Genomic DNA, 23,998 nt, shown 5'->3' with positions numbered 1-23,998 from the left:
TTAAGTCCAGAGATATTCGCCACCACAGCGCACACCTCTAAGGAGTAACAAAATGGATCGTCAAACCATTGAAAATGTAGTTAAAGCTTGTAACGTGGACACTTCAGAAGGTCCAGTAAATGCACGTGTACAACAGGTACTTGTTCGTTTAGTTACAGATTTATTCCAAGCGATTGAAGACTTAGATTTAAGCCAATCAGAAGTTTGGAAAGGTATTGAAACTATCATTGATATTGCAAAAGCTGATGAGTTTGCATTGATGGGTTCTGCTGTAGGTCTTGAACACTTCCTAGACTTACGTGCTGACGAAGCTGACGCGAAAGCAGGCTTGACTGGTGGTACGCCACGTACAATTGAAGGTCCATTGTATGTTGCTGGTGCGCCTGAATCTACTGGTTTTGCTCGTATGGACGATGGTTCTGAAGAAGGCAAAATCCCTACTTTAATCATTGACGGTACAGTAACTGACACTGACGGCAACATCATTCCTGGTGCTAAAGTTGAAGTATGGCATGCAAACAGCCACGGTAACTATTCATTCTTTGATAAGTCACAAAGCCACTTCAACCTACGTCGCTCAATCTTAGCTGATGAAAAAGGTCAATATGTTGCTCAAACAACTATGCCTGTAGGTTATGGCTTAAACCCTGAAGGTCCACTTCAAGGTGTATTGAACCAAATCTCTCGTCACGGTCAACGTCCAGCACACGTGCACTACTTCATCTCTGCACCTGGCTACCGTAAGCTTACGACTCAGTTCAACATCGAAGGTGATAAATACCTTTGGGACGACTTCGCATTCGGTACTCGTGAAGGTCTAGTTGCTGAAGCTGTAGACGTAACTGACGAAGCTGAAATCGCACGTCGTGGTTTGAAAGGTCCTTTCAAATACATCCAATTCAACGTTGTTCTTCAGAAAGATAAAGAAGGCGCTCCTTCTACTGAAGTTGAACGTCGCCGCGCAAGCGCATAATTTGAATGGAATCGGGATGTAATCATTAGATTCATCCCGATGACTTCCCCTCCTTGGAAAGTCGGAGAAAGGACATGCCTCGTATTCCTGTAATTAACACCAGCCACTTAGACCGCATTGATGAGCTATTGGTTGATGATTTTGAATCTGGTGAATTTAAACTACACCGTTCAGTATTCACAGACCAAGCCCTGTTTGACCTAGAAATGAAATACATTTTTGAAGGCAACTGGGTTTATTTGGCACACGAAAGCCAAATTCCAAACAACAATGACTACTACACCACTTACATTGGCCGTCAGCCAATCATCATTGCACGTAACCGCAATGGCGAATTAAATGCCATGATCAATGCGTGTTCACACCGTGGTGCACAGTTATGTCGTTACAAGCGTGGTAACAAAGCAACTTATACTTGCCCATTCCACGGTTGGACTTTCAACAACTCTGGTAAGTTGTTAAAAGTGAAAGACCCTGCCGATGCGGGTTATTCAGATTGCTTCAACAAAGACGGTTCACACGACTTGAAAAAAGTTGCCCGTTTTGAAAGCTATAAAGGTTTCTTGTTTGGTAGCTTGAACCCAGATGTTCCTTCTTTAGAAGAATACCTAGGTGAAGCAACTAAAATCATTGACATGATTGTAGGTCAATCACAACAAGGTCTTGAAGTTTTACGTGGTTCTTCTACTTACACTTATGAAGGTAACTGGAAGTTAACTGCTGAAAACGGTGCCGATGGTTACCACGTGTCTGCAGTACACTGGAACTACGCTGCAACAACTCAGCAACGTAAAGAAAAAGAAGCTGGCGACAACATTCGTGCTATGAGCGCAGGTTCATGGGGCAAACAAGGCGGTGGTTCTTACGGCTTTGAAAATGGTCACATGCTACTTTGGACACAATGGGCTAACCCAGAAGACCGTCCTAACTTTGCCAAGAAAGACGAATACACCGAGCAATACGGTGAAGCGATGGCGAAATGGATGATCGAACGTTCACGTAACTTGTGTCTATATCCAAACGTGTACTTCATGGATCAGTTCGGTTCACAAATTCGTGTATTACGTCCGCTGTCTGTAGATAAGACTGAAGTGACTATTTACTGTATCGCACCTGTGGGTGAAGAGCCAGAAGCACGCGCACGCCGTATCCGTCAATACGAAGATTTCTTTAACGCATCAGGTATGGCAACCCCAGACGATCTTGAAGAATTCCGTGCATGTCAAGCAGGTTACGCAGGTATCGCACTTGAGTGGAACGATATGTGCCGTGGCTCTAAGCACTGGATCCAAGGTCCAGACGATGCAGCCAACGAAATTGGTTTAAAACCAAAACTTTCTGGTATTAAAACTGAAGACGAAGGTTTATACCTTGCTCAGCACCAACACTGGTTAGAACTCATCAAACAAGGCATCGCAACTGAAAAAGAAATTGCGGCATCTACTGAAGGAGAAAACGCATGAGCGACATCACCTTAGAAAAAGTTGCACAGTTCCTTTATCAAGAAGCTCGCTTTTTAGATGATGAGCAATGGGATGAGTGGTTACAGTGCTACGCTCCTACTGCTTCTTTCTGGATGCCAGCTTGGGATGACGATGACCAATTAACTACAGATCCACAGTCTGAAATCTCTTTGATTTACTACCCAGACCGTCAAGGTTTGGAAGACCGTGTGTTCCGTATCAAAACTGAACGTTCGTCTGCAACCATGCCAGACACACGTACGAGCCACAACATCAACAACATTGAAATTGTTGAACGTGATGGCGATAAAGTGACTGTACGTTTTAACTGGAACACCTTGAGTTTCCGTTACAAAACCAACTACAGCTACTTTGGTATGTCACGCTACGAAATCGACTTTTCTGGCGACAAACCACAAATTTTAAGCAAGTACGTGGTGCTGAAAAACGATTACATCAACCAAGTAATCGACATTTATCACCTCTAAGACTGTATTGATTTACAGCTAGGTAAACCTTTCAGCCAGATGGAATTTTGGCTGAAAGGTCAAGTTTTAAAGATTTCTATAGGATATTCAGCCATGTCAAACCACAATGTTGCACTTCAATTTGAAGATGGCGTTACACGTTTTATTTCTGTTACAGATGGTGAAACACTGTCAGACGCAGCTTACCGTCAAAAGATCAATATTCCTTTGGACTGCCGTGACGGTGCATGTGGAACGTGCCGTGCGTTTTGTGAATCAGGTTCGTATGACATGCCTGAAGAAACTTATATTGAAGATGCATTGACACCAGAAGAAGCTGAACAAGGCTATATTCTTGCATGCCAATGTAAACCAACTTCAGACGCAGTATTCCAAATTCAAGCCACTTCTGATGTATGTAAAACTGAAATTCATGCATTTGAAGGTACATTGGCACGTGTTGAAAACTTATCTGACTCGACTATTACCTTTGATATTCAGTTAGATGAAGGTCAACCAGACATTCACTTCCTTGCAGGTCAATATGTGAATGTGGGTATTCCTGGTACAACAGAAACTCGTTCGTATTCTTTCAGCTCTAAGCCTGGTAACCGCTTAACTGGCTTTGTGGTACGTAACGTACCAAACGGAAAAATGAGCGAATTCTTAAGCCAAAACGCTAAAGCTGGCGACAAAATGACCTTTACTGGTCCATTTGGTAGCTTCTACCTACGTAATGTAGCACGCCCTGTGGTGATGTTAGCGGGTGGTACAGGTATTGCGCCATTTATGTCTATGCTGCAAGTGCTTGAAGAAAAAGGTTCTGAGCACCCTGTACGTTTAGTCTTTGGTGTGACCAATGACTTTGACTTAGTCGCAATTGAAAAATTAAACGAACTACAAGAAAAATTCTCTTGGTTCGAGTATCGCACTGTAGTGGCAAATCCAGAATCTGCACATGAGCGTAAAGGTTACGTGACTGGCCATATCGAAAACGAATGGCTCAACGGTGGTGATGTAGACATCTACCTATGTGGTCCAGTGCCAATGGTAGAAGCGGTACGTGGCTGGTTAGATGCAGAAGGTGTTAAACCTGCAAGCTTCCTATTTGAAAAATTCTCTGCCAACTAAGTTTGTTAGACAGTCTAGAAACATAGTCGGAGAATACAATGAATCGCTCAAAAAGATTTGAAAACAAAGTTGTAATCGTGACTGGTGCCGCTCAAGGCATTGGTCGCGGTGTGGCTTTACAAGTGGCTAGCGAAGGCGCACAAGTAGTCATGGCTGACCTTTCTCCTTATGTAGAAGAAGTGTTGGCTGAAATTGAAGAGCTTGGTGGCGATGCTGTTACTGTAAAAGCCAATCTTGAAACTTTTGCAGGCGCAGAATCTGTTGTTGCAAAAGCACTCGATACCTATGGCCGTGTCGATGTACTCATCAACAACGTCGGTGGTGCAATTTGGATGAAACCTTTCCAAGAATTTTCTGAAGAAGAAATTATCAAGGAAGTGAATCGTTCATTGTTCCCAACCCTATGGTGCTGCCGTGCCGTGTTGCCAGAAATGATTAAGAATCAAAAAGGTACGATTGTAAACGTATCTTCTATTGCAACACGTGGTATTAACCGTGTGCCGTATTCGGCTTCAAAAGGCGGTGTGAATGGCTTAACCGCATCCCTTGCCTTTGAACACGCCAAAGACGGTATTCGTGTCAATGCAATTGCCACAGGCGGCACTGAAGCACCACCACGCAAAGTACCACGTAACGCCAACCCGCTTTCTGAATCAGAACAAGCGTGGATGCAAGAAGTTGTAGATCAAACAATTGATCGTACTTTCTTGGGTCGTTACGGCACTATTCAGGAACAAGTGAATGCTATTTTATTCCTTGCTTCTGATGAATCATCGTACATGACAGGTACTGTTGTACCTGTAGGTGGTGGTGATCAGGGTTAAGCCAAGATCATGACCAACTTTAACAGGATCATTGCTTGATGCAAGGAGGCAAATATTCAATGAGTCACCTGTTCCAAACTTTAAAAAATGACTGGTCAATTTCAGCCACTGTTGCAGGATTCTTAGCAGTGCTGATCTCCTATTCGGGTCCATTGATCATCTTTTTTCAGGCAGCACAGCAAGCCCAAGTTTCCCCAGACATGATGATTTCATGGATTTGGGGAATTTCTATTGGTGCTGCAGTCGCAGGTATCTTTTTATCAATTAAGTATAAAGTACCTGTGGTGACCGCTTGGTCTGCACCGGGTACAGCCTTACTGGTAACGCTGTTTCCAGATATTTCTTTAAATGAAGCCGTTGCTGCTTACATCACCTCTGCCGTGGTGATTTTTTTGATTGGAATTACAGGTTATTTTGACAAACTTTTGTCATGGATTCCCAAAGAAGTTGCCGCAGGCATGATGGCGGGAATTTTGGTGCAGTTTGGTTTAGGTTTATTTACTGCAAGCGACAGCATGCCCTATATTGTATTTGGCATGTTGGCAGTATTTTTACTGGCGAAACGTTTCAGTCCTCGCTATGCAATGATTTGGGTATTGGCAGCAGGAATTGTACTGAGCTTAATGTTTGGTCAAATCAACCCAGTCAATACCAATTTTAGTTTGGCAATTCCACAGTTTATTGCGCCTGAATGGACATGGAATTCTACGCTTAACCTTGCATTACCTTTGATTTTAGTCAGCCTGTCTGGACAGTTTTTACCAGGTATGGCAATTATGAAAATCAGCGGTTATGACATGCCAGCCAAACCGATCATCAGCGCGACCAGTATTGCTTCGCTTGCGGTGGCGTGTGTGGGAGGAATTACCATTGTACTTGCCTCAATTACTGCAGCATTATGCTTAGGTAAAGATGCACATGAACTGAAAGAAAAGCGCTATATCGCAGGTGTGGCAAACGGTATTTTCTATATTTTAGGTGGGTTATTTGCAGGCAGCATCGTCATGCTATTCAGCTTATTGCCCAAAGAACTGATTGCAGCTTTGGCGGGTCTGGCACTGTTAGGTGCTATTGCCACCAATATTTCCGTTGCAATGGGTCAGGAATCACAACGTGATGCAGCCCTCATCACCTTTTTAGCAACCGCCTCTGGCATGCAGTTTTTAGGGCTAAGTTCTGTATTTTGGGGGATCTGTATTGGTTTGATCGCTCATTTGGTTTTAACCAAACGTGACAACTCAGCAGCGCCCCTACCTTCAACTCAAAGTTCCAAAAGTTAATGGACAGGCAATTGTCTAGGACACATTATGATTGATAAAAGTCAAACTTCTTTAACAGAAGTTCTTTCGCAAATTAAAGATGGTTCAACCATCATGATTGGTGGTTTTGGTACCGCAGGTCAACCAGCGGAACTCATTGATGGTTTGATTGAACTTGGCATCAAAGATTTAATTATTGTGAACAACAACGCAGGTAATGGCGACTACGGTTTAGCTAAATTACTGAAAGCGGGTGCAGTACGTAAAATCATCTGTTCATTCCCACGTCAGTCTGACTCTTGGGTGTTTGATGAGTTGTATCGTGCAGGCAAAATCGAACTTGAACTTGTGCCACAAGGTAACTTGGCATGCCGTATTCAGGCTGCTGGTATGGGCTTAGGGCCAATCTACACCCCTACAGGTTTTGGTACGTTGCTTGCAGAAGGCAAACCAACCCTAAATTATGAAGGTAAAGATTACGTTCTTGAAAACCCAATTCGTGCGGACTTTGCTTTAATTAAAGCACAGCAAGGCGACCGTTGGGGCAACTTGGTGTACCGCAAATCTGCACGTAACTTTGGCCCAATCATGGCTATGGCGGCAGATGTGACCATTGCGCAAGTTTCTGAAGTGGTAGAGTTGGGTGCGTTAGACCCTGAACACATTATCACCCCAGGTATTTTTGTTCAGCACGTTGTTGCCGTTGGCGCAAAACAACCTGAACAATCTGCATAACTGTCACGTGAAGGAGAACATCATGAGCTATACCAAATTAACACGTGATCAAATTGCTGAACGTGTGGCGCAAGACATTCCAGACGGTGCTTATGTCAACCTTGGCATTGGCTTACCAACTAAAATTTCTAACTACCTGCCTTCAGACAAAGACGTATTCTTACACTCTGAAAATGGTTTATTGGCATTTGGTCCACCACCACCTGCAGGCGAAGAAGACCCTGAACTGATCAACGCGGGTAAAGAGTTCGTCACCATGCTCACAGGCGGTTCATTCTTCCATCATGGTGACTCATTTGCCATGATGCGTGGTGGTCACTTAGACATCGCAGTACTAGGTGCATTCCAAGTCGCTGAAAATGGCGACTTAGCAAACTGGCACACTGGCGCGCCAGATGCCATTCCTGCCGTAGGTGGTGCAATGGACTTGGCCGTTGGTGCGAAAAAAGTCTTTATTACGACTGACCACGTGACCAAAAAAGGCGAAGCTAAAATTGTGGCTGAACTGACTTATCCTGCTACAGGTTTAAAATGTGTAGACCGCATTTACACAGACTTGTGTGTGATTGACGTGACAGATGAAGGCATGAAAGTGATTGAGAAAGTTGAAGGCTTAAGCTTTGAAGAGCTGCAATCTTTAACTGGCGCTAAACTGATTGATGCGACTCAATGAGTATAAATAGACAGACATCGCTATTTTAAACGACGCATTGAATAGAGATTGAACGTTCCTTCTCTTGCGCCATATATGGCTCAGGGCGAAGGTTAGGATGAAGGGAATTTCCAAACATCCTCTCCCTAACCCTCTCCTTCAAAGGAGAGGGAACTTTATAAAGAAGAGAATACTCCATGAAAAACGCATATATCGTTGATGCCATCCGTACCCCATTTGGTCGTTATGCAGGTGGTTTAGCACCTTTACGTGCAGATGACTTAGGCGCTCTCCCAATCAAAGCCCTTATGCAACGCAACCCATCAGTTAAATGGGAACTGGTTGATGACGTGATTTACGGCTGTGCCAACCAAGCTGGTGAAGATAACCGTAACGTAGGTCGTATGTCTGCACTTTTAGCAGGTTTACCGTACCAAGTGCCTGCAACCACTGTGAACCGTTTATGTGGCTCATCGCTTGACGCTATTGCAATGGCTGCACGTGCAATTAAAGCAGGTGAAGCCAACTTAATTATTGCTGGTGGTGTTGAGTCAATGAGCCGCGCACCATTTGTAATGGGCAAATCAGAATCTGCTTATGGTCGTAGTCAGAAAATTGAAGACACCACTATGGGCTGGCGTTTCATTAACCCAAAACTTAAAGAAATGTACGGCGTAGAAACTATGCCGCAAACTGCTGAAAATGTAGCGGAACAGTTCAATATTAACCGTGCCGATCAGGACTTGTTTGCTTTAACCAGTCAACAACGTACAGCAGCTGCACAAGCACGTGGTTTCTTTGATAAAGAAATTATTGCGGTGGAAATTCCACAACGTAAAGGTGAACCTGTAGTTATATCTACAGACGAGCACCCGCGTGCATCAACCACAGCAGAAGCTTTGGCAAAATTGAAGCCTGTAGTAAAAGCTGAAGGTACTGTAACTGCAGGTAATGCTTCAGGCATTAACGATGGTGCCGCTGCCCTTCTCATTGCATCTGAAGAAGCGGTTGCACAACACGGTTTAAAACCACGTGCCAAAATTATCGGTTCAACAGTTGTCGGTGTTGAACCTCGCATCATGGGCTTTGGTCCTGCACCTGCTATCAAGAAATTGTTGGCTCAAACAGGTTTGACCATTGAACAGATGGACGTGATTGAACTGAACGAAGCCTTTGCTGCTCAGGCGTTGGCTTGTACCCGTGATTTAGGTATTGAAGATGGTTCAGAAAAAGTCAATCCAAACGGTGGCGCAATTGCTCTAGGTCACCCATTAGGTGCATCAGGTGCGCGTCTGGTGACGACTGCACTGAACCAACTTGAACAAACAGGCGGTAAATACGGTCTATGTTCAATGTGTATTGGTGTCGGTCAAGGTATTGCTTTGATCATTGAACGTGTTTAATCGCTGAATGCTCTTTCCTCCCTCCTTGATTCAAGGAGGGATCGAGAGAGGATTAAAAAAGCCTAGGATATAAAAAATGCCAACATTTACATCAAATGATGCACAAATCAATTACCAAACTTTTGGTGATGCTGCAAAACCTGCACTGATTTTTTCAAACTCGCTCGGAACCAACTTCAAAATGTGGCAAGCACAGATTGATTTTTTCCAGCAAGATTTCTTTGTGATTTGTTATGACACCCGTGGTCATGGTGCTTCATCTGCGCCACAAGGGCCATATAGCATTGATCAATTGGGTCAAGACGTTGTAAATCTACTTGACCACTTGAATATTGAAAAAGCGGCTTTCTGTGGTATTTCCATGGGTGGTTTGACAGGTCAATGGTTAGCGATTCATCGTCCAGAGCGCTTTAATCAGGTGGTGGTGTGTAATACTGCAGCAAAAATTGGTCAGGAACAGGCTTGGAATGACCGTGCTGCATTGGTACGTGAACAAGGTCTGCAACCGATTGCATCTACTGCAGCATCACGCTGGTTTACTGAACCCTTTATCCAAAGCAACGCGACAGTGGTCAACAATCTTCAAAACGACTTGGCAGCTGGCAGCGCCGAAGGTTATGCGAGCTGTTGCGAAGCTTTGGCTAAAGCGGATGTGCGCGAACAACTCAAAGACATTACTGTGCCTGTTTTAGTGGTTGCTGGTCAGCAAGACCCTGTCACTACAGTTGCAGATGGTCAGTTTATGGTTGAACGTATTACCAACAGCCAATTGTTTGAAATCAATGCATCGCACATTTCTAATGTGGAATTGCCAAATGAATTTAACCAAGCTGTGAAGCAATTTATCCAATAATTGCCACTTTAAAAAATATAGATTATTCAAAATAGAGCTCTTTCGAGAGCTCTATTTTTTTATAGAGGAATACGCAAATTAGACAGACTGGGCTTAAACTAGCTCCACAGCAATTGCTGTTGCTTCACCGCCACCAATACACAATGACGCAATGCCTTTTTTCGCACCAATTCGTTTAAGTGCATGAATGAGCGTCACAATAATACGTGAGCCTGAAGAACCCAAAGGATGCCCTAAAGCACACGCTCCGCCCTGAATATTCACTTTAGCAGGGTCTAAATCGAAGGCATCTATTGCCAACATCGTCACCATGGCAAAGGCTTCGTTAATTTCCCATAAGTCTACATCTGCAACAGACCAACCTGCTTTATCTAGCACTTTTTGAATCGCGCCTACAGGAGCAATGGTAAACTCAGAGGGATGCTGTGAATTAGTCGCGTATGCCACAATCTTCGCCAATGGCTGCAATCCACGTTCTGCTGCAACTGTATCTGAGGTAATGACTAACGCGGATGCACCGTCTGAAATTGAACTGGCATTGGCGGCTGTAATCGTGCCATCTTTTTTAAATGCAGGACGTAAACTGGCAATTTTATCGACCTTAGCATTTAAAGGCTGCTCATCCTGATCAATTACTACCTCACCCTTACGGCTTGTTACGGTCACAGGTACAATTTCATTTTTAAAATAACCGTTTTGAATCGCATCTACCGCACGATTTAAAGAGCGAATGGCATATTCATCTTGTTGTTCACGGGTGTAATTTTTCTTGTCTGCCATTTCTTGCGCCAATACACCCATCGACAAGCCTGTTTCAGCATCTTCTAAACCTTCCTGAAACATGTGGTCTGTGACTTTGCCATGCCCCATGCGAAAGCCCGCACGTGCTTTATCTAACAAATACGGCGCATTTGACATAGACTCCATACCACCTGCAACCACAATTTGCGCTGAACCCGCCTGAATTGCATCTGCAGCCTGCATCACCGCTTTCATCCCAGAACCACAAATTTTATTGATGGTGGTTGCACCTGTGCTGTCGGGTAAACCTGCCTGACGCATCGCCTGACGCGCAGGCCCTTGTTTTAAACCTGCTGGCAGTACACAACCAAAAATTACTTCATCAATATCTGTTGCACATAAGCCTGAACGGGCAACCGCTTGCTGAATCGCGACAGCGCCTAAATCGGGTGCAGTACAACTGGCCAATGAACCTTGAAATCCGCCCATTGCGGTACGTACAGCATCTACAATGACAATCATTTTTTATTCCCTTATTACCGTCTTTTTAAGTTCTTCGCGTAAAAGCCACACTTTAATTCGCTTTTAATAACATCCCTGTGGGTTTCAAAGTAAATCACGTTAAATGTAAATCAAAAGATCAACTGATATTCAGGCAAATGGCTGAATTATGAGCTTGATTAGCGTTTAGCTTTTACTGCTACTCCCAGAAAAATAGAATAAAACGTTATAGAATCCAATTTTATTTCACCAAAATGACCTCTTTGGTTCAGTTTTATTGACAACAAATTTCAGTTATGGATTGTGCTATTTTTCACGTAATCCGTCATCCGTAAATACATAGGTATTTTTAACCAATCATTTGTATCGGGTTTCAAGACCTTGGTGCTATTTGCAAGCATACAAAACTGTTTTAGACTGCAACTTTGTTAGATTTGTTGTATTTGGACTATTCAATGACGACCCTACGCCAAGAAAATTTCCGACGTCGCAAAGAGAAAATTTTGGCAATGGCTGAGATTTTATTACTTGAAAATCATAATGAGATTACGCTAAGTGAACTGGCTGCAGAATTAGACATCGCCAAAGGCACAATTTATAAATATTTTAAGAGCAAAAACCAGCTGTATTTGGAACTGATTATTTTAAATGAACAGCGCTTGCTGGAAATTTCCAAAAAATATCGTGACCATTTTAAAACTTATGTATCGCAATACATGCTGTATAACATGCTCAATTCCAATCGCACGATTTTACTGCATTCCATTGAAGAGCGACTGACCAATAACGAGCGTAAACTGAATGAGTTGTTTGAACAACTGTATGATGTACGTGAGCAACGGATTCTAGAAATTAAAGATATTACACAAGCTTATCTGGAATCATTTAACAGTGCCATGTCTATTCGTGATTATCTGTCTTATATTTGGACAGTGACTTATGGTGCTTCGTTATTACTCAATTCTACGCATTATCAAAAAGCGATCGGTTCACGTGAGCGTTTAATTAAGTTGTATATCAATCAAGCGCTAATGACGCCAGATAAAGTATCTTCTATTGCTTAGCCATACTCTAGGAACAAAAAAAATCCCAAAGTCAAAACTTTGGGATTTTTTTATAGGATTCTGACTGTCTGAAGACACATCATTCTGCACTAATATCTTCAAATAAAACTGAAGATAAATAACGCTCACCGCTATCAGGTAAAATTACGACAATATTTTTCCCAGCATTTTCAGGGCGTGCTGCCAGTTTTGCTGCTGCTGCCATAGCAGCACCACTTGAAATACCCACTAAAATGCCTTCATGCGTTGCTGTTTTACGTGCCCATTCAATTGCTTCAGCACTTTCAATGGCAATGACTTCATCAACCAAGTCTAAATCTAGGTTCTTTGGAATGAAGTTTGCACCAATGCCCTGAATTTTATGAGGTGCAGGTGTAATTGCCTCACCACGTTTCGTTTGCCCAATAATTGGAGATTCGGCTGGTTCAACTGCAACCGTATGCAATGCCTGACCTTTCACTTTCTCAAAATAGCGAGAAATACCTGAAATGGTTCCGCCTGTACCCACACCTGCCACCAGAATATCGACCTTACCGCCTGTTGCTGTCCAAATTTCAGGACCTGTGGTTTCTTCATGGATTTGTGGATTGGCAGGGTTATTGAACTGCTGTGGTAAATAATATGTTTCAGGCTGTTCAGTCGCCAAACGCTCTGCTTCTTCTACTGCACCTTTCATGCCTTTAGCAGGCTCTGTCAGTACCAAATTTGCACCTAAAGCTTTCAATACTTTACGGCGCTCAATACTCATACTTGCAGGCATAGTCAGGGTAATGTCATAACCTTTAGCTGCTGCCACAAAAGCCAATGCAATGCCTGTATTACCGCTGGTTGGCTCTACAATGTGCATCCCCGCTTCTAATACACCACGTTTTTCTGCATCTGCAATTAAAGCAGCACCAATACGACATTTCACTGAAAATGCTGGGTTACGGCTTTCAACTTTCGCCAAAACCGTTGCACCACCTGAAATTAAACGGTTAATACGTACCAATGGTGTATTACCAATGGCTTCTGCATTGTTGCTGTATACTGCAATGCCTAAATTTTCTGGTGTTGGAAAAGCTGCATCTGTGGTCATGTTTATTCCCTAAATTCGTTATATACAAGATAAGATTCAATTTATCATACATTTTTATCTAAATTTTTGGTGAAGTTTAGCCAAAAATGTTTTATACAAAAAAATGATTAGCTTTCAAAATAATGCGAATTAGAATGTGCTCAGAGTTTCTTGTTAGTTCGTCTAGTCGTTAAATTTTCAGTTAAAATTCCAAGTCTGAATGATTCTTTGACTAAATGCCGATTTTATCGGCAGTATTGTTTGAAATTCACTATTTATTTTTTGACAATAGCCGCATATATGCCAATGTAGGGAATGCAATGTCTAATAAAAGTTACAGTCGTTTCTATCGTAATTTCACACAAAAAATCCTAGATAAGATTGTGACGCCACAAGTATTAGGCTCCACCGCTGAATTAGAACATCACTATGCACAGCGTTCCGATCAAACCCAGTTTTGTTACGTCCTACAAGATGCTTCGTTAAGCAATACCGTATTAATAGATCAACAAGCACAATCCCGTGGTTTACCTTCTGTCTATGCGCCTCTACAAATAGCCGAGCATAAAGAAGAAAACTCAATTTTGGTACTGAATGAGAAAAAGCCTCAGCAATATGCTTATCGTTATTCTGCAAAATTAATTCGATTGATTGAAACCCTACAGCAACATCCTGAACAAGATGTGATGTTCGTACCTGTCACCGTGCTTTGGGGACGTTCACCCGAATATGAAGATTCTTGGCTGAAAGCCCTATTTGCCGATGCGTGGTCTACGCCCAACACACTTAAACAAACCATTAATATTTCACTGTATTCACGTGATAACTACATTGAATTTCATAAAGCAATTTCCTTACGCCAATTAATTGCACAAGCGACGCAAGAACAACCACATTTATCACCAGCACACTTTATTGAACAGCGGCTTGAGCATAATTTTAATCAGCACAAAGCCGCTATTTTGGGCCCCGACTTGTCTGACCGCCGTAATTTAATTAATGCTTTAATGAAAAGTGCAGCGGTACAACAAGCCATTCGTAAAGAAAGTATCGAACAAAAAGTAAGTATGTTTGAGGCTGAAAACCGAGCCAAAAGCTATTTAACTGAAATTGTATCTGACTTTTCTTATTCGACCTTACGCTTTGCAGAACTGGCGCTAACTAAGTTATGGACGCAACTTTATGACGGTATTGAAGTGCATAATTTTGACACGGTACGAGAACTGGCCAAAGATTATGAAATTGTCTATACCCCTTGCCATCGTAGTCACATAGACTATTTGTTGTTGTCTTATGTCATTTTTAATCGTGGCTTAATGGTGCCGCACATTGCAGCGGGTATCAATTTAAACTTACCTATTGTTGGTCAATTGATGCGCGGTGCAGGCGCATATTTTATACGCCGTACCTTTAGCGGCAATGAACTATACACTTCTGTATTTAAAGAATATTTGCATAGCTTGTTGTCACGTAATACCCCACTCGAATACTTCATTGAAGGTGGACGTTCACGTACAGGTTTGTTATTGCCACCCAAAAAAGGCATGTTGTCGATGACTATCCAAAGTCATTTACGTGGTGCGACTAAACCAATTGCCTTTATTCCGACCTATTTTGGCTATGAAAAGCTGCTTGAAGGCACATCATATTTAAATGAGCTGAATGGTAAACCCAAAGAAGCTGAATCTTTATGGGGTATTTTAAATTCTGCCCGTAAAATTGAAAAAGTCTTTGGGCAAGTTTATGTGAACTTTGGTGAACCTGTATTTTTAGATGATGTACTGGCAGAAAATCAGGCAAAAGACCTCAAATTAAATATTAATGATGAATTGCCAACTTCCGTAATTCACACGGTAGATCATACCGCACATGCCATTTTAGAAAATATTAATAAAGCGGTGGTGATTAATCCAATTGCACTAATTTCTCTCATTTTACTCAATGCAGATCAACATGCGCTCACTGAGCAAGCCTTACTGCATCGTATCGAGTCATACCGTCAATTACTCAAACAATTATGCTATGACCCACGCATGATTATTACTCATCTTAATTCACAAGAAATTATTGAATATGCTTTAAAGCTTAAACAAGTTGAGCGCTATAACCAAGATGGCGTAGAGCAAATTCGGGTTGCAGAAAGCCAAAAAATCTTACTGAGTTATTTTAGTAATAATATTTTGCATTGCTTTATTGTGCCTGCATGTGTGGCATTAATTATTGAGCAAATGGCAGAACAAAAACATAATTTGACTGCTGCAGATTTAATGCAAAAAATGCAGCATCTTTATCCTTATTTAAAACAAGAGTTTTTCTTGGCGTGGACACAGCAAGAATTAAATCAGGAAGTTGAAAAAATTCTGGCTTATTTTAATCAGAAAGATTTGATTCAAATGCTAGATGAACAGATTACGCCATCTGAATCACCTGAAAAACTGCAAGCACTTTTAGCATTGGCAGAACTTGCAAAACCAAGTTTAAATAATTTTGTGCTTATTCAAAGTTTATTACAGCGTTATAGTCCACATTTACCTTTAAACCTGAAAGTTTTAGAGAAAATGGCTAAAACTGTGTTACAGCGTGCAGCACATACACAACAATTTAAATCGGGCTATTATTTTGACAGTGCGACATTAAGAAGCTTTATTGGCAGTTTGGATCAACAAGCGCTGCTCCAGCAAACGGCTACACAAATCACGCTCGATCCGAGTTTTGGTTCAAAAATGGCAGATTATTTCTCATGGTATAACCCTGCGGTGCATCAGCTTCTTGAAGCATCTAGCGAATTTACCGAAAAAGAATTAAAGAGCTTTGAACAATTGAAAAAGTAAGTTTATTGTAACTGCTCAAGTTTTTTACTTTTATTTTGATTAAAATGTCAGCCCCTTATTTATGGTGGCTGATATTTTATCTCAAATGATATTTGTTCTCATAAAATAAGTTATAATGAATGTTATATAATTTTCTTCCACTCCCGCCTAATGTCCGCATTGGGTTTGCAGCCAATTAAGAGAAAAATGCGATGAACGATGGTCTTGAAATCACCTCAATGCGTGAATCTGCGGATACCGTTGTTGGAATTTTAAAATCCTTAGCAAATAGCGACCGTCTTTTAATTCTGTGCCATTTGTCTCAACAAGAGTTAAATGTGTCTCAAATTGAAGAAATTACTCAAATTCATCAACCTACACTTTCACAACAGTTGATGATGTTACGTAAAAGTGATGTGGTAAATACACGCCGAGAAGGCAAACAAATTTTTTATTCTATTAAAGATGAAAAAATGGTCACAGTGCTCAATACACTGTATGCCCTGTATTGCCCGCGATAACTTGTAATTCCTACTTGAAAATATATTTCTCAAATTTATTTATCTAAAAGCACCTTTTCCTTCATTTGAATACAAAGACTTCTTTGCATTTTTTGTTCATAATATATCTAAATTTATGATTTAGATTTTAATATGTCAGATTTCAATTCACGTTTGGCTCGTGTACTGCCTGCTTGGCGCTGGTTGCGTAAATATAATGCAGACACATTGAAATCTGACTTGCTGTCTGCATTTATTGTTATTGCGATGCTTGTGCCACAAGGTATGGCTTATGCCATGCTGGCAGGTTTACCACCAGTCATGGGGCTATATGCCAGTGTAATCCCTATGCTGATGTATGCCTTAGTCGGTGGTAGTCCAACCCTCTCCATCGGCCCAGTTGCCATTATTTCAATGATGACTTTTGCCACTTTAAACCCATTATTTGAAGTTGGTTCAGCCGAATATATTCAAGCTGCTTGTTTATTGGCCGTTATGGTGGGTTTAATCTCTCTGTTACTTGGGGTTTTACGCTTTGGTTTTTTAATTCAGCTGATCAGCCACCCCGTGATTAAAAGCTTCATTATTGCTTCTGCCCTTATGATTGCAATTGGTCAGCTAAAATTCGTATTAAATATTCCACTACAAGCCAGTAATTTACCTGAATTTTTATATAGCCTTTGGCAATATATTGAACAGACGCATTTATATAGTGTGATTTTAGGCATTGCAGCAATATTATTTCTGATTTATGCCCCTAAAATCATCAACAGCAATGCCATTCGTGAACGCATTCGGGGTAGCGGTTTTATTTTAAAAGCCTTGCCTTTGGTATTGGTTATCGGCTCGATTGTTTTGGTATTTTCTTTTAATCTGCAACAAGTCGGCATTAAAACAGTTGGGGAAATTCCTTCAGGATTTCCACCCATTCAACTGCCTGAGTGGAACCTAAATCTGATTATGCAGCTACTGCCAGGCGCAGCCATGATTGCCATGATTAGCTTTGTAGAGTCGCTGTCTATTGCACAAGCCACAGCCTTACAACAACGTAGTCATTTAAACAGTAATCAGGAATTAATTGCCTTAGGTTTAGCTAATTTTGGTGCGGGTGTTAGTTCATCGTTCCCGGTTACAGGTAGTTTGTCACGTACCGTTGTCAATGCAGATGCCGGCGCAAAAACGCCAATGGCGGGCGTATTTACTTCCATCGTGATTGTAATTGTAAGCTTGTACTTCACAGGTTTCTTTCGAGATTTACCGCTTGCAGTCCTTGCAGCGACCATTATGGTTTCCATTTGGAAATTGGTTGAGTTTAAGTCTTTCCGTGAAAGCTGGCGTTATTCAAAAGCAGATGGTTTGGCTATGTGGGTCACGTTCTTTGGCGTCGTACTCATTGATATTTCCGCAGGCCTGATTATTGGGATAGTGTCTACTTTTATTTTAATGTTGTGGCGAATTAGCCGTCCGCATATTGCAGAAATTGGTTTACTTGAAGGAACACAACATTTTCGCAATATTCAGCGCCATCAAGTCCGCACTGCTGCGCATGTATTGTCTATGCGCATTGATGAAAACCTGACTTTTTTAAATGCGAATACCTTAAAAGGCTTTTTTATTAATCAAGTCAGTCAAAACCCGCAACTCAAGCATGTGGTCGTCAACTGCTCGAGTATCAGTAGCATTGATTTAAGTGCTTTAGAGATGCTTGAGGATTTAAATGCAGAACTGAAAAAATTAAATATCTGTCTGCATTTTTCAGAAATCAAAGGCCCTGTAATGGACAAATTGCAGCATTCCAAACTTTTACAACAACTCAATGGCAAAGTTTATTTATCGCATTATTTGGCTATGCAGGAATTAGCACCTGAGCTGACACAAAGCGTATCATCAAGTAAATAAGCCAAATTTTGAGACTTATTTAACTACCAGATGAACTTTAACATCTGTTAAAAAATATGGTTTCTTAAATATCATTTTCAAAAATAGGTACTTAATTTTTATATCAAAATTATTTTTAAGCGAGTGATTGTTTCAGTATAAAATAGCCGTTTTTCTTTTACTTTGCGTTCTTATGTTTTCAGCTTTTCTGCGTTTGAGCTTAGTCTCCCGAATTATGATTGCAATTGTGCTGGGTGTGGCCGTTGCAATTGTATTTCCTGAATCTGCCGCTTATTTAAGCTTGTTAGGGGACTTATTTATTAAAGCCCTTAAATCTGTTGCACCAATTTTAGTGTTTATTTTGGTCATGGCATCTATTGCCAATTTTAAAATTGGTAGCAGCAATGCCTACATTAAACCAATTATGTTGATGTATGCGATTGGCATGTTTTTAGCCGCACTCAGCGCAGTAATTGCCAGTGTTTTATTTCCAAGTACTTTATTTTTAGATGTAGCCACTCAAGCTGACCTCACTCCTCCTGGTAGTCTTGCAGAAATTTTGAAAAACTTATTACTTAGCTTTGTGGCAAACCCTGTCGTGGCAATTGCCGAGGCAAACTTTATTGGTATTTTGGCTTGGGCAGTCGCTTTAGGCATTGCGTTTAGACACGCCACAGAAACCACCAAAGCATTTTTAACCGATGCTGCCAATGCAGTAAACCGTGTGATTCGCTTGGTAATTAACTTTGCCCCTTTCGGTATTTTTGGCTTGGTTGCTGTTACATTTGCCGATGCCGGATTAAGTACACTTGCAAGCTATGCCCAATTACTGGCTGTGCTGCTGGGCACGATGTTCTTTGTCGCATTGGTGATTAATCCAATTATGGTGGCTTTTGTAACTCGGGCTAATCCATATCCCTTGGTATTGCAATGTTTAAGAGAAAGCGGCATTACTGCATTTTTCACACGCAGTTCGGCAGCCAATATTCCTGTGAATTTAGACTTAGCTAAGCGTTTAGGCGTGCAAGAATCTACCGCAAGCGTGGCAATTCCATTAGGTGCAGCCATTAACATGGCCGGTGCTTCCGTGACCATCACCGTTCTGACCTTAGCTGCAGTGAATACTTTAGGTATTTCAGTCGATTTTAGTACCATGCTAATCTTATCTGTCGTTGCTACAGTGTCTGCATGTGGTGCATCGGGCGTTGCAGGTGGTTCATTACTGCTCATTCCTGTAGCCTGTGGTTTATTTGGAATTTCGTCAGATATTGCCATGCAAGTTGTCGCAATTGGCATGGTGATTAGCGTATTGCAAGATTCTACTGAAACTGCATTAAACTCCTCTACCGATGTGTTATTTACTACTGCGGTTGACCGTGGTTTGAGTTAAGATACAATGAGTTAGAAAACTCATTCAATCTTCAATTATGCCTTTTCAAACTTTACCTCTTTGGGTGCAACTCGGTGCATTTTTTCTGGCAGTGAATGCTGGAATTATTAACGTGCTCGGACTGGTGACCGTGTTGCATCAGTCCGTCTCACACATGACTGGAAACGTCAGTATTTTGGCCATGGCGATGATTGACTGGAAGCCTGATCAAATGATTTTTTTGTTTCTGGTTATTCTATGTTATGTGATTGGTTCATTTTATAGTGGGGTAATTTTAGGCAATAGCCATTTCCGCCTAGGCCGTCGCTATGGCCTGCCTATGAGTTTAGTGGCATTTTTTATTTTAATTTGCTGGGCACTGTTACCCTATTTCCCACGTTATGCACTGCTTTGGGCTTCGGTGGCAATGGGCATACAAAATGCCATGATCAGCTACTATAAAGGCACCATCATTCGCACGACGCATTTATCTGGGGTACTGACCGATTTAGGCTTGGCACTCGGCTACCGTGTACGTGGTTTAGCCGTTGAAAAACGACGTATTGTTTTACACTTGCTGATTTTACTGGGTTTCTTTGTAGGTGGTTTGCTTGCTGCAGCCATTTACCCTTCATTTAAACTCAATTCTTTTCTAGTACCTGCAGGACTCAGCCTTAGCCTGAGTTTGGTGTACTGGATCATTTATTTTCGCTATCGACATATTCAACATTAAGTTTTGGAAATTATCATGGTTAAAAACGCACTACAGGCACAATTGCTGAAAGCAGGTTTAGTCGATAATAAAAAGGCAAAAAAACTGTCTAAACAAGCCGTACACGAACAACGCACAGGCGAAAGTAAAGATGCTGAAGTAAAAGCTAGAATTGCACAGGCACAGCAGGAAAAGTTAGCGAAAGATCAAGCTATTGAGCAAGAAAAGAAAGCGGCTTTGCAGGAAAAAGAACTGAAAGCAGCCATTATGCAAATGATCAGCCAACATAAAATTCGCGATACAGATGGCGAAGTTGCTTATCAATTTTTAGATGGCAAAATTAAAAAGGTATATATCAACCAACAAATTTATAATGCCCTTGTTGCAGGTAGTTTGGTGGTTGCCAAAGAACAAGACAACTATGCTTTCTTACCTAAAGCACTGGCAGATCGCATTAACAGTAAAATGCAGGGTTTCATCATCGTTAATAATTCCGAGAAAAATGAAGCAACCACCGATGAAGATGATCCATACGCAGCTTATGTGATTCCTGATGATTTAATGTGGTAAATCTGAGCATTTACGATTTAAAAGCCAGTATATTTACTGGCTTTTTTATGAAATTAAACTTTGAGTAAAAACATATAATTGAAATGTAGCAAAAAGTTACTCAGCCTTAATTTTTAAACTTCAGCCTATACACTATCTAACAATTTATAGATTTAGCATGAGGGTTTTACTCTACACAGCAATGCGAATCATCGTTCAAATTGAATGTAGCAGTCTTCAACCCTTTAAAGAGAGGATCTTTTGCAAGAGTTTCGCATATTTCAAAATATTCAGGAATGGTATAACCAATACCCATGGTTAGAGATGCTGACCTCACTCAGTCTGGTCATTCTATTGGCAATTTTGGCCAACTTTATTGCCAAGCAAATTGTGGTACGTGGTATCCGTAAACTCATTTCTAAAATGACCTTTGCCAATAGCGAAATTATCTCGCAACACAATGTAATTCGCCGTATTGCCAACATTGTGCCTGCTTTGATCATTATGAATGGCATTACTACCGTGCCGCATTTATCTGACAAAGTCGAAACCCTAATACAAATGGGCGCACAGGCATTTATCTTCCTGACTATTGCCTTGGCCATTTCTGAATTTTTAAATATTTTCAATTTGTTCTATCAGCGCAACCCTAAATCACGCAACAAGCCAATCAAAGGCTATTTGCAACTGGTCAAACTCATTATTTATGTGGTCTGTGCCTTGATGATTTTAGGTACTTTCCTGAAAAAAGATGTGTTTACCTTGCTTGCTGGTTTTGGTGCAATGGCTGCGGTATTGATGTTGGTCTTCCAAAATACAATCTTGTCTTTGGTTGCTTCGGTACAAATTTCTTCTTATGACATGGTACGCATTGGCGACTGGATTGAAATGCCCTCTTTAAATGCCGATGGCGATGTCATTGATATGTCATTACACACAGTTACGGTACAAAACTGGGATAAAACCCTGACCACCATTCCAACCAATAAACTGATTACTGATACCTTTAAAAACTGGCGTGGTATGCAAGAAGCTGGCGCTAGACGCATTAAACGTGCCATTTTACTGGATCAGAGTTCTGTGCACTTTATGACGGCAGATGAACAAAGCAAACTCAAAGAATTTTTGTTATTAGATCAATATTTGCATAGCAAAAATGAAGAGATTGAGCAGTTTAATCAGCAGTTGGCGAATCAGTCACAATACAACCAACGCCGTTTAACCAATTTAGGGACATTTCGCGCCTATGTTGAATTTTACCTGAAACAACATCCTGGAATTAATCAGGCGCAGTCATTAATCATTCGCCAATTACAACCCACGAGCGAAGGCTTACCTCTGGAAATTTACGCCTTTACCAAGACTACAGCTTGGAAAGAATATGAAAATATTCAGTCAGATATTTTTGATCACCTCTTGGCTATTATTCCTGAATTTGGCTTAAAAGTGTATCAAGCACCATCGGGTGCAGATTTAAAGCAAATTGGTGCCCCCTTTAAAGCCATGCCAACAAAAAGCTTAAATCCTGTAGAAATTGACGAGGCATAAACAAGCTAGCTGTTCTTGAGCCATGTTGGATTTTGTCGTGACAAACATTCACATGGCTCAAACATTCGTTCCATTTTTGATCGAACGATAAAATATTTTTATATATTGAAATACATTTGTATATATGAAATATGCACAAAATAATTTTTTCTTTCTGAAGGACTTAGGCTTTATGTATCTATCTAGTAAATATGAAAGTTCATGTATTATAAGCATTTACAAGAAAACCTGAGCATTTTACGGGGTTTTAATCTGTTTTTTTTCATTTGTATAATGCGCCTCCCTATACTAACGATTGCTTAATCTATTCCTGAATAGATTCTTTTCTTATGAAATATATTTTACCTTTTAGTTTATTCTCCTTGGTTTTTCTCACCGCATGTGGCGGTGGCGGTTCATCTACATCATCTGCACCCGCAGCTAGTGGTGCGCCAACAACCATAGCGCCAATAGATACAGCAGTGAGCACTCCTACACCAAGACCCACTACACAGGCTTTAGACATGCTGGCTCAGGCTAAACTTGCAGCAACACCAGAATCAGAACTCAAGTACCCTGAGTTTAAACAAGATGCTACGTTCACTTTTGGTGGTGCTGAAGGAAAGTTGGCTTATCAAGACTTTTTAACTTCATCAGAACAAGCTAAAACGTATATTGCCAACCTTATAATATGTAATGGCAGTTGTTATAAAGATGCAACAGCGCTTAAAACAGCGCAAATTCAATTCAATATTGTGCCGCAAAGCAATGGTTCAATGCACATTGAAAACCTGAAATACCGTCTGTTAGATGAAAATACGCTTGATCTGTACACTATTCAGCAGCCACAGTATTCGTTAATGACCAGCAATCGTATTGCTGAAAGCCATATTGATATACCGACTTAATTTGAAATGCTTGATGAAAACCGTCGTATTTTTGAGTTTTCAATTGAGGGTAATCCGCTCAAAGATGAAATATCTTTTAGCAAACTTCAAATTGCCTTTTCACAACACGGACAATGGTTTACTTCGCTCAGTCAGGATGTGCTCATGGCTGGCACACGTGTTGTAGATCAAACAACTTACAACCCACTAACAGGATTTAGCAAAGCGCGTGCATTTTCAGGTATTGCATTTAATTTAGATCAATCTATGCAAGAACAGATTAATACCTTTGATGTTGCTTCATATAAAGATACCTATATGAGTACCAAAAAATTTAGCAGCATGTTCAATGCCTCAAACATCAAACATGGTTTATATAGCCCAATTGGCAAGAGCAATGCCTTTGGTTATGGCTACACCGAAAATTCAGCTGAATTTTCACTAGGCGATAATGCTGTCTACCGCACTGCGGGTGTATTTGTGATTGATCCAAGCACAACTTTTGCACTTGGTATGGAAAAACGCGAAAACAATAAAGACGTCAGTACTCTGTTCCTTAAAATGTAATCAAACATAGTCAAGGACTAATTCGCACTCTGTTAATGTCTTGTTGCCAAGCGTGTAACTAGAGCCTGAGTCGGTC

22 protein-coding genes are annotated in these 23,998 nt (G+C 41.0%); 20 read left to right on the top strand and 2 right to left on the bottom strand.

All coding sequences use genetic code 11. From position 1 onward, the window contains the following. Nucleotides 1–52: 52 nt before the first annotated feature. From catA to pcaD, 10 genes are all read left to right on the top strand, one after another. Nucleotides 53–973, top strand: a complete 921-nt coding sequence (catA, locus tag HHA42_RS06265; protein ID WP_131261935.1) for a catechol 1,2-dioxygenase — start codon at nucleotides 53–55, stop codon at nucleotides 971–973. Between the two features lie 74 nt (nucleotides 974–1,047). Beyond that, nucleotides 1,048–2,436: a benzoate 1,2-dioxygenase large subunit gene (gene benA / locus HHA42_RS06260; protein ID WP_131261936.1), complete on the top strand. Its 1,389-nt coding sequence runs from the start codon at nucleotides 1,048–1,050 to the stop codon at nucleotides 2,434–2,436. Further along, nucleotides 2,433–2,924, top strand: a complete 492-nt coding sequence (gene benB, locus HHA42_RS06255) for a benzoate 1,2-dioxygenase small subunit (RefSeq protein WP_131261937.1) — start codon at nucleotides 2,433–2,435, stop codon at nucleotides 2,922–2,924. The genes benA and benB overlap by 4 nt, the downstream gene beginning before the upstream one ends. 93 nt (nucleotides 2,925–3,017) lie before the next feature. Continuing rightward, nucleotides 3,018–4,034 carry a benzoate 1,2-dioxygenase electron transfer component BenC gene (gene benC / locus HHA42_RS06250; RefSeq protein WP_019837573.1) on the top strand — a complete coding sequence of 339 codons (1,017 nt, stop codon included), beginning with the start codon at nucleotides 3,018–3,020 and terminating at the stop codon, nucleotides 4,032–4,034. 38 nt (nucleotides 4,035–4,072) lie between these two features. After that, nucleotides 4,073–4,858 carry a benzoate diol dehydrogenase BenD gene (gene benD, locus HHA42_RS06245; RefSeq protein ID WP_160241299.1) on the top strand — a complete coding sequence of 262 codons (786 nt, stop codon included), beginning with the start codon at nucleotides 4,073–4,075 and terminating at the stop codon, nucleotides 4,856–4,858. 59 nt (nucleotides 4,859–4,917) lie between these two features. Then, on the top strand, nucleotides 4,918–6,138 hold the full coding sequence (gene benE / locus HHA42_RS06240; protein WP_168418272.1) for a benzoate/H(+) symporter BenE: 1,221 nt from the start codon (nucleotides 4,918–4,920) through the stop codon (nucleotides 6,136–6,138). A 27-nt stretch (nucleotides 6,139–6,165) separates the two neighbouring features. After that, nucleotides 6,166–6,852, top strand: coding sequence for a 3-oxoacid CoA-transferase subunit A (locus HHA42_RS06235; RefSeq protein ID WP_104851986.1), 687 nt, complete (start codon nucleotides 6,166–6,168; stop codon nucleotides 6,850–6,852). Nucleotides 6,853–6,874: 22 nt separating this feature from the next. After that, nucleotides 6,875–7,525 carry a 3-oxoacid CoA-transferase subunit B gene (locus HHA42_RS06230; RefSeq protein ID WP_168418271.1) on the top strand — a complete coding sequence of 217 codons (651 nt, stop codon included), beginning with the start codon at nucleotides 6,875–6,877 and terminating at the stop codon, nucleotides 7,523–7,525. Between the two features lie 176 nt (nucleotides 7,526–7,701). Beyond that, the gene (gene pcaF / locus HHA42_RS06225; RefSeq protein ID WP_168525810.1) at nucleotides 7,702–8,907 is read left to right on the top strand and encodes a 3-oxoadipyl-CoA thiolase; all 1,206 of its coding nucleotides are present in this window, start codon (nucleotides 7,702–7,704) and stop codon (nucleotides 8,905–8,907) included. 76 nt (nucleotides 8,908–8,983) lie between these two features. Beyond that, entirely contained in the window at nucleotides 8,984–9,760 is a 777-nt protein-coding gene (gene pcaD / locus HHA42_RS06220) for a 3-oxoadipate enol-lactonase (protein ID WP_168418269.1), read from the top strand. 93 nt (nucleotides 9,761–9,853) lie between these two features. Here the strand turns inward: pcaD and HHA42_RS06215 are convergent, their stop codons facing one another. Then, complete coding sequence (locus HHA42_RS06215) at nucleotides 9,854–11,023, bottom strand: thiolase family protein (RefSeq protein WP_168525808.1); 1,170 nt, start codon at nucleotides 11,021–11,023, stop codon at nucleotides 9,854–9,856. A gap of 434 nt (nucleotides 11,024–11,457) precedes the next feature. Between HHA42_RS06215 and HHA42_RS06210 the strand changes: the two genes are divergently transcribed. Continuing rightward, nucleotides 11,458–12,066, top strand: coding sequence for a TetR/AcrR family transcriptional regulator (locus HHA42_RS06210; protein ID WP_168418267.1), 609 nt, complete (start codon nucleotides 11,458–11,460; stop codon nucleotides 12,064–12,066). A 79-nt stretch (nucleotides 12,067–12,145) separates the two neighbouring features. Here the strand turns inward: HHA42_RS06210 and cysK are convergent, their stop codons facing one another. Next, nucleotides 12,146–13,144, bottom strand: a complete 999-nt coding sequence (gene cysK / locus HHA42_RS06205) for a cysteine synthase A (protein ID WP_168525806.1) — start codon at nucleotides 13,142–13,144, stop codon at nucleotides 12,146–12,148. A 299-nt stretch (nucleotides 13,145–13,443) separates the two neighbouring features. On the opposite strand from cysK, the gene plsB reads away from it, so the two are divergent. The 9 genes from plsB to HHA42_RS06160 all read left to right on the top strand — a co-directional run bounded on the left by plsB (nucleotide 13,444) and on the right by HHA42_RS06160 (nucleotide 23,922). Continuing rightward, entirely contained in the window at nucleotides 13,444–15,954 is a 2,511-nt protein-coding gene (gene plsB, locus HHA42_RS06200; RefSeq protein WP_168525839.1) for a glycerol-3-phosphate 1-O-acyltransferase PlsB, read from the top strand. Nucleotides 15,955–16,145: 191 nt separating this feature from the next. After that, a complete protein-coding gene (locus tag HHA42_RS06195; protein ID WP_168418264.1) occupies nucleotides 16,146–16,454 on the top strand; it encodes a metalloregulator ArsR/SmtB family transcription factor in 309 nt (102 codons plus the stop codon). A 132-nt stretch (nucleotides 16,455–16,586) separates the two neighbouring features. Next, on the top strand, nucleotides 16,587–18,332 hold the full coding sequence (sulP, locus tag HHA42_RS06190; RefSeq protein WP_168525804.1) for a sulfate permease: 1,746 nt from the start codon (nucleotides 16,587–16,589) through the stop codon (nucleotides 18,330–18,332). 172 nt (nucleotides 18,333–18,504) lie between these two features. Next, nucleotides 18,505–19,701 (top strand): serine/threonine transporter SstT, encoded by a 1,197-nt coding sequence (gene sstT / locus HHA42_RS06185; protein ID WP_168525802.1) that lies wholly within the window; start codon nucleotides 18,505–18,507, stop codon nucleotides 19,699–19,701. A 37-nt stretch (nucleotides 19,702–19,738) separates the two neighbouring features. After that, complete coding sequence (locus tag HHA42_RS06180; protein WP_168461142.1) at nucleotides 19,739–20,413, top strand: YoaK family protein; 675 nt, start codon at nucleotides 19,739–19,741, stop codon at nucleotides 20,411–20,413. A gap of 15 nt (nucleotides 20,414–20,428) precedes the next feature. Then, nucleotides 20,429–20,962: a DUF2058 domain-containing protein gene (locus tag HHA42_RS06175; protein ID WP_168525800.1), complete on the top strand. Its 534-nt coding sequence runs from the start codon at nucleotides 20,429–20,431 to the stop codon at nucleotides 20,960–20,962. 240 nt (nucleotides 20,963–21,202) lie between these two features. After that, the gene (locus tag HHA42_RS06170) at nucleotides 21,203–22,489 is read left to right on the top strand and encodes a mechanosensitive ion channel domain-containing protein (protein ID WP_168418259.1); all 1,287 of its coding nucleotides are present in this window, start codon (nucleotides 21,203–21,205) and stop codon (nucleotides 22,487–22,489) included. Nucleotides 22,490–22,818: 329 nt separating this feature from the next. Next, nucleotides 22,819–23,376, top strand: coding sequence for a hypothetical protein (locus HHA42_RS06165; protein ID WP_168525798.1), 558 nt, complete (start codon nucleotides 22,819–22,821; stop codon nucleotides 23,374–23,376). A 6-nt stretch (nucleotides 23,377–23,382) separates the two neighbouring features. Further along, complete coding sequence (locus HHA42_RS06160) at nucleotides 23,383–23,922, top strand: hypothetical protein (protein ID WP_168525795.1); 540 nt, start codon at nucleotides 23,383–23,385, stop codon at nucleotides 23,920–23,922. Nucleotides 23,923–23,998 lie beyond the last annotated feature (76 nt).

It is taken from the genome of Acinetobacter sp. A3, from assembly GCF_012371415.1.
Classification (GTDB): domain Bacteria; phylum Pseudomonadota; class Gammaproteobacteria; order Pseudomonadales; family Moraxellaceae; genus Acinetobacter.
This window is presented reverse-complemented; position numbering and strand designations above follow the sequence as displayed.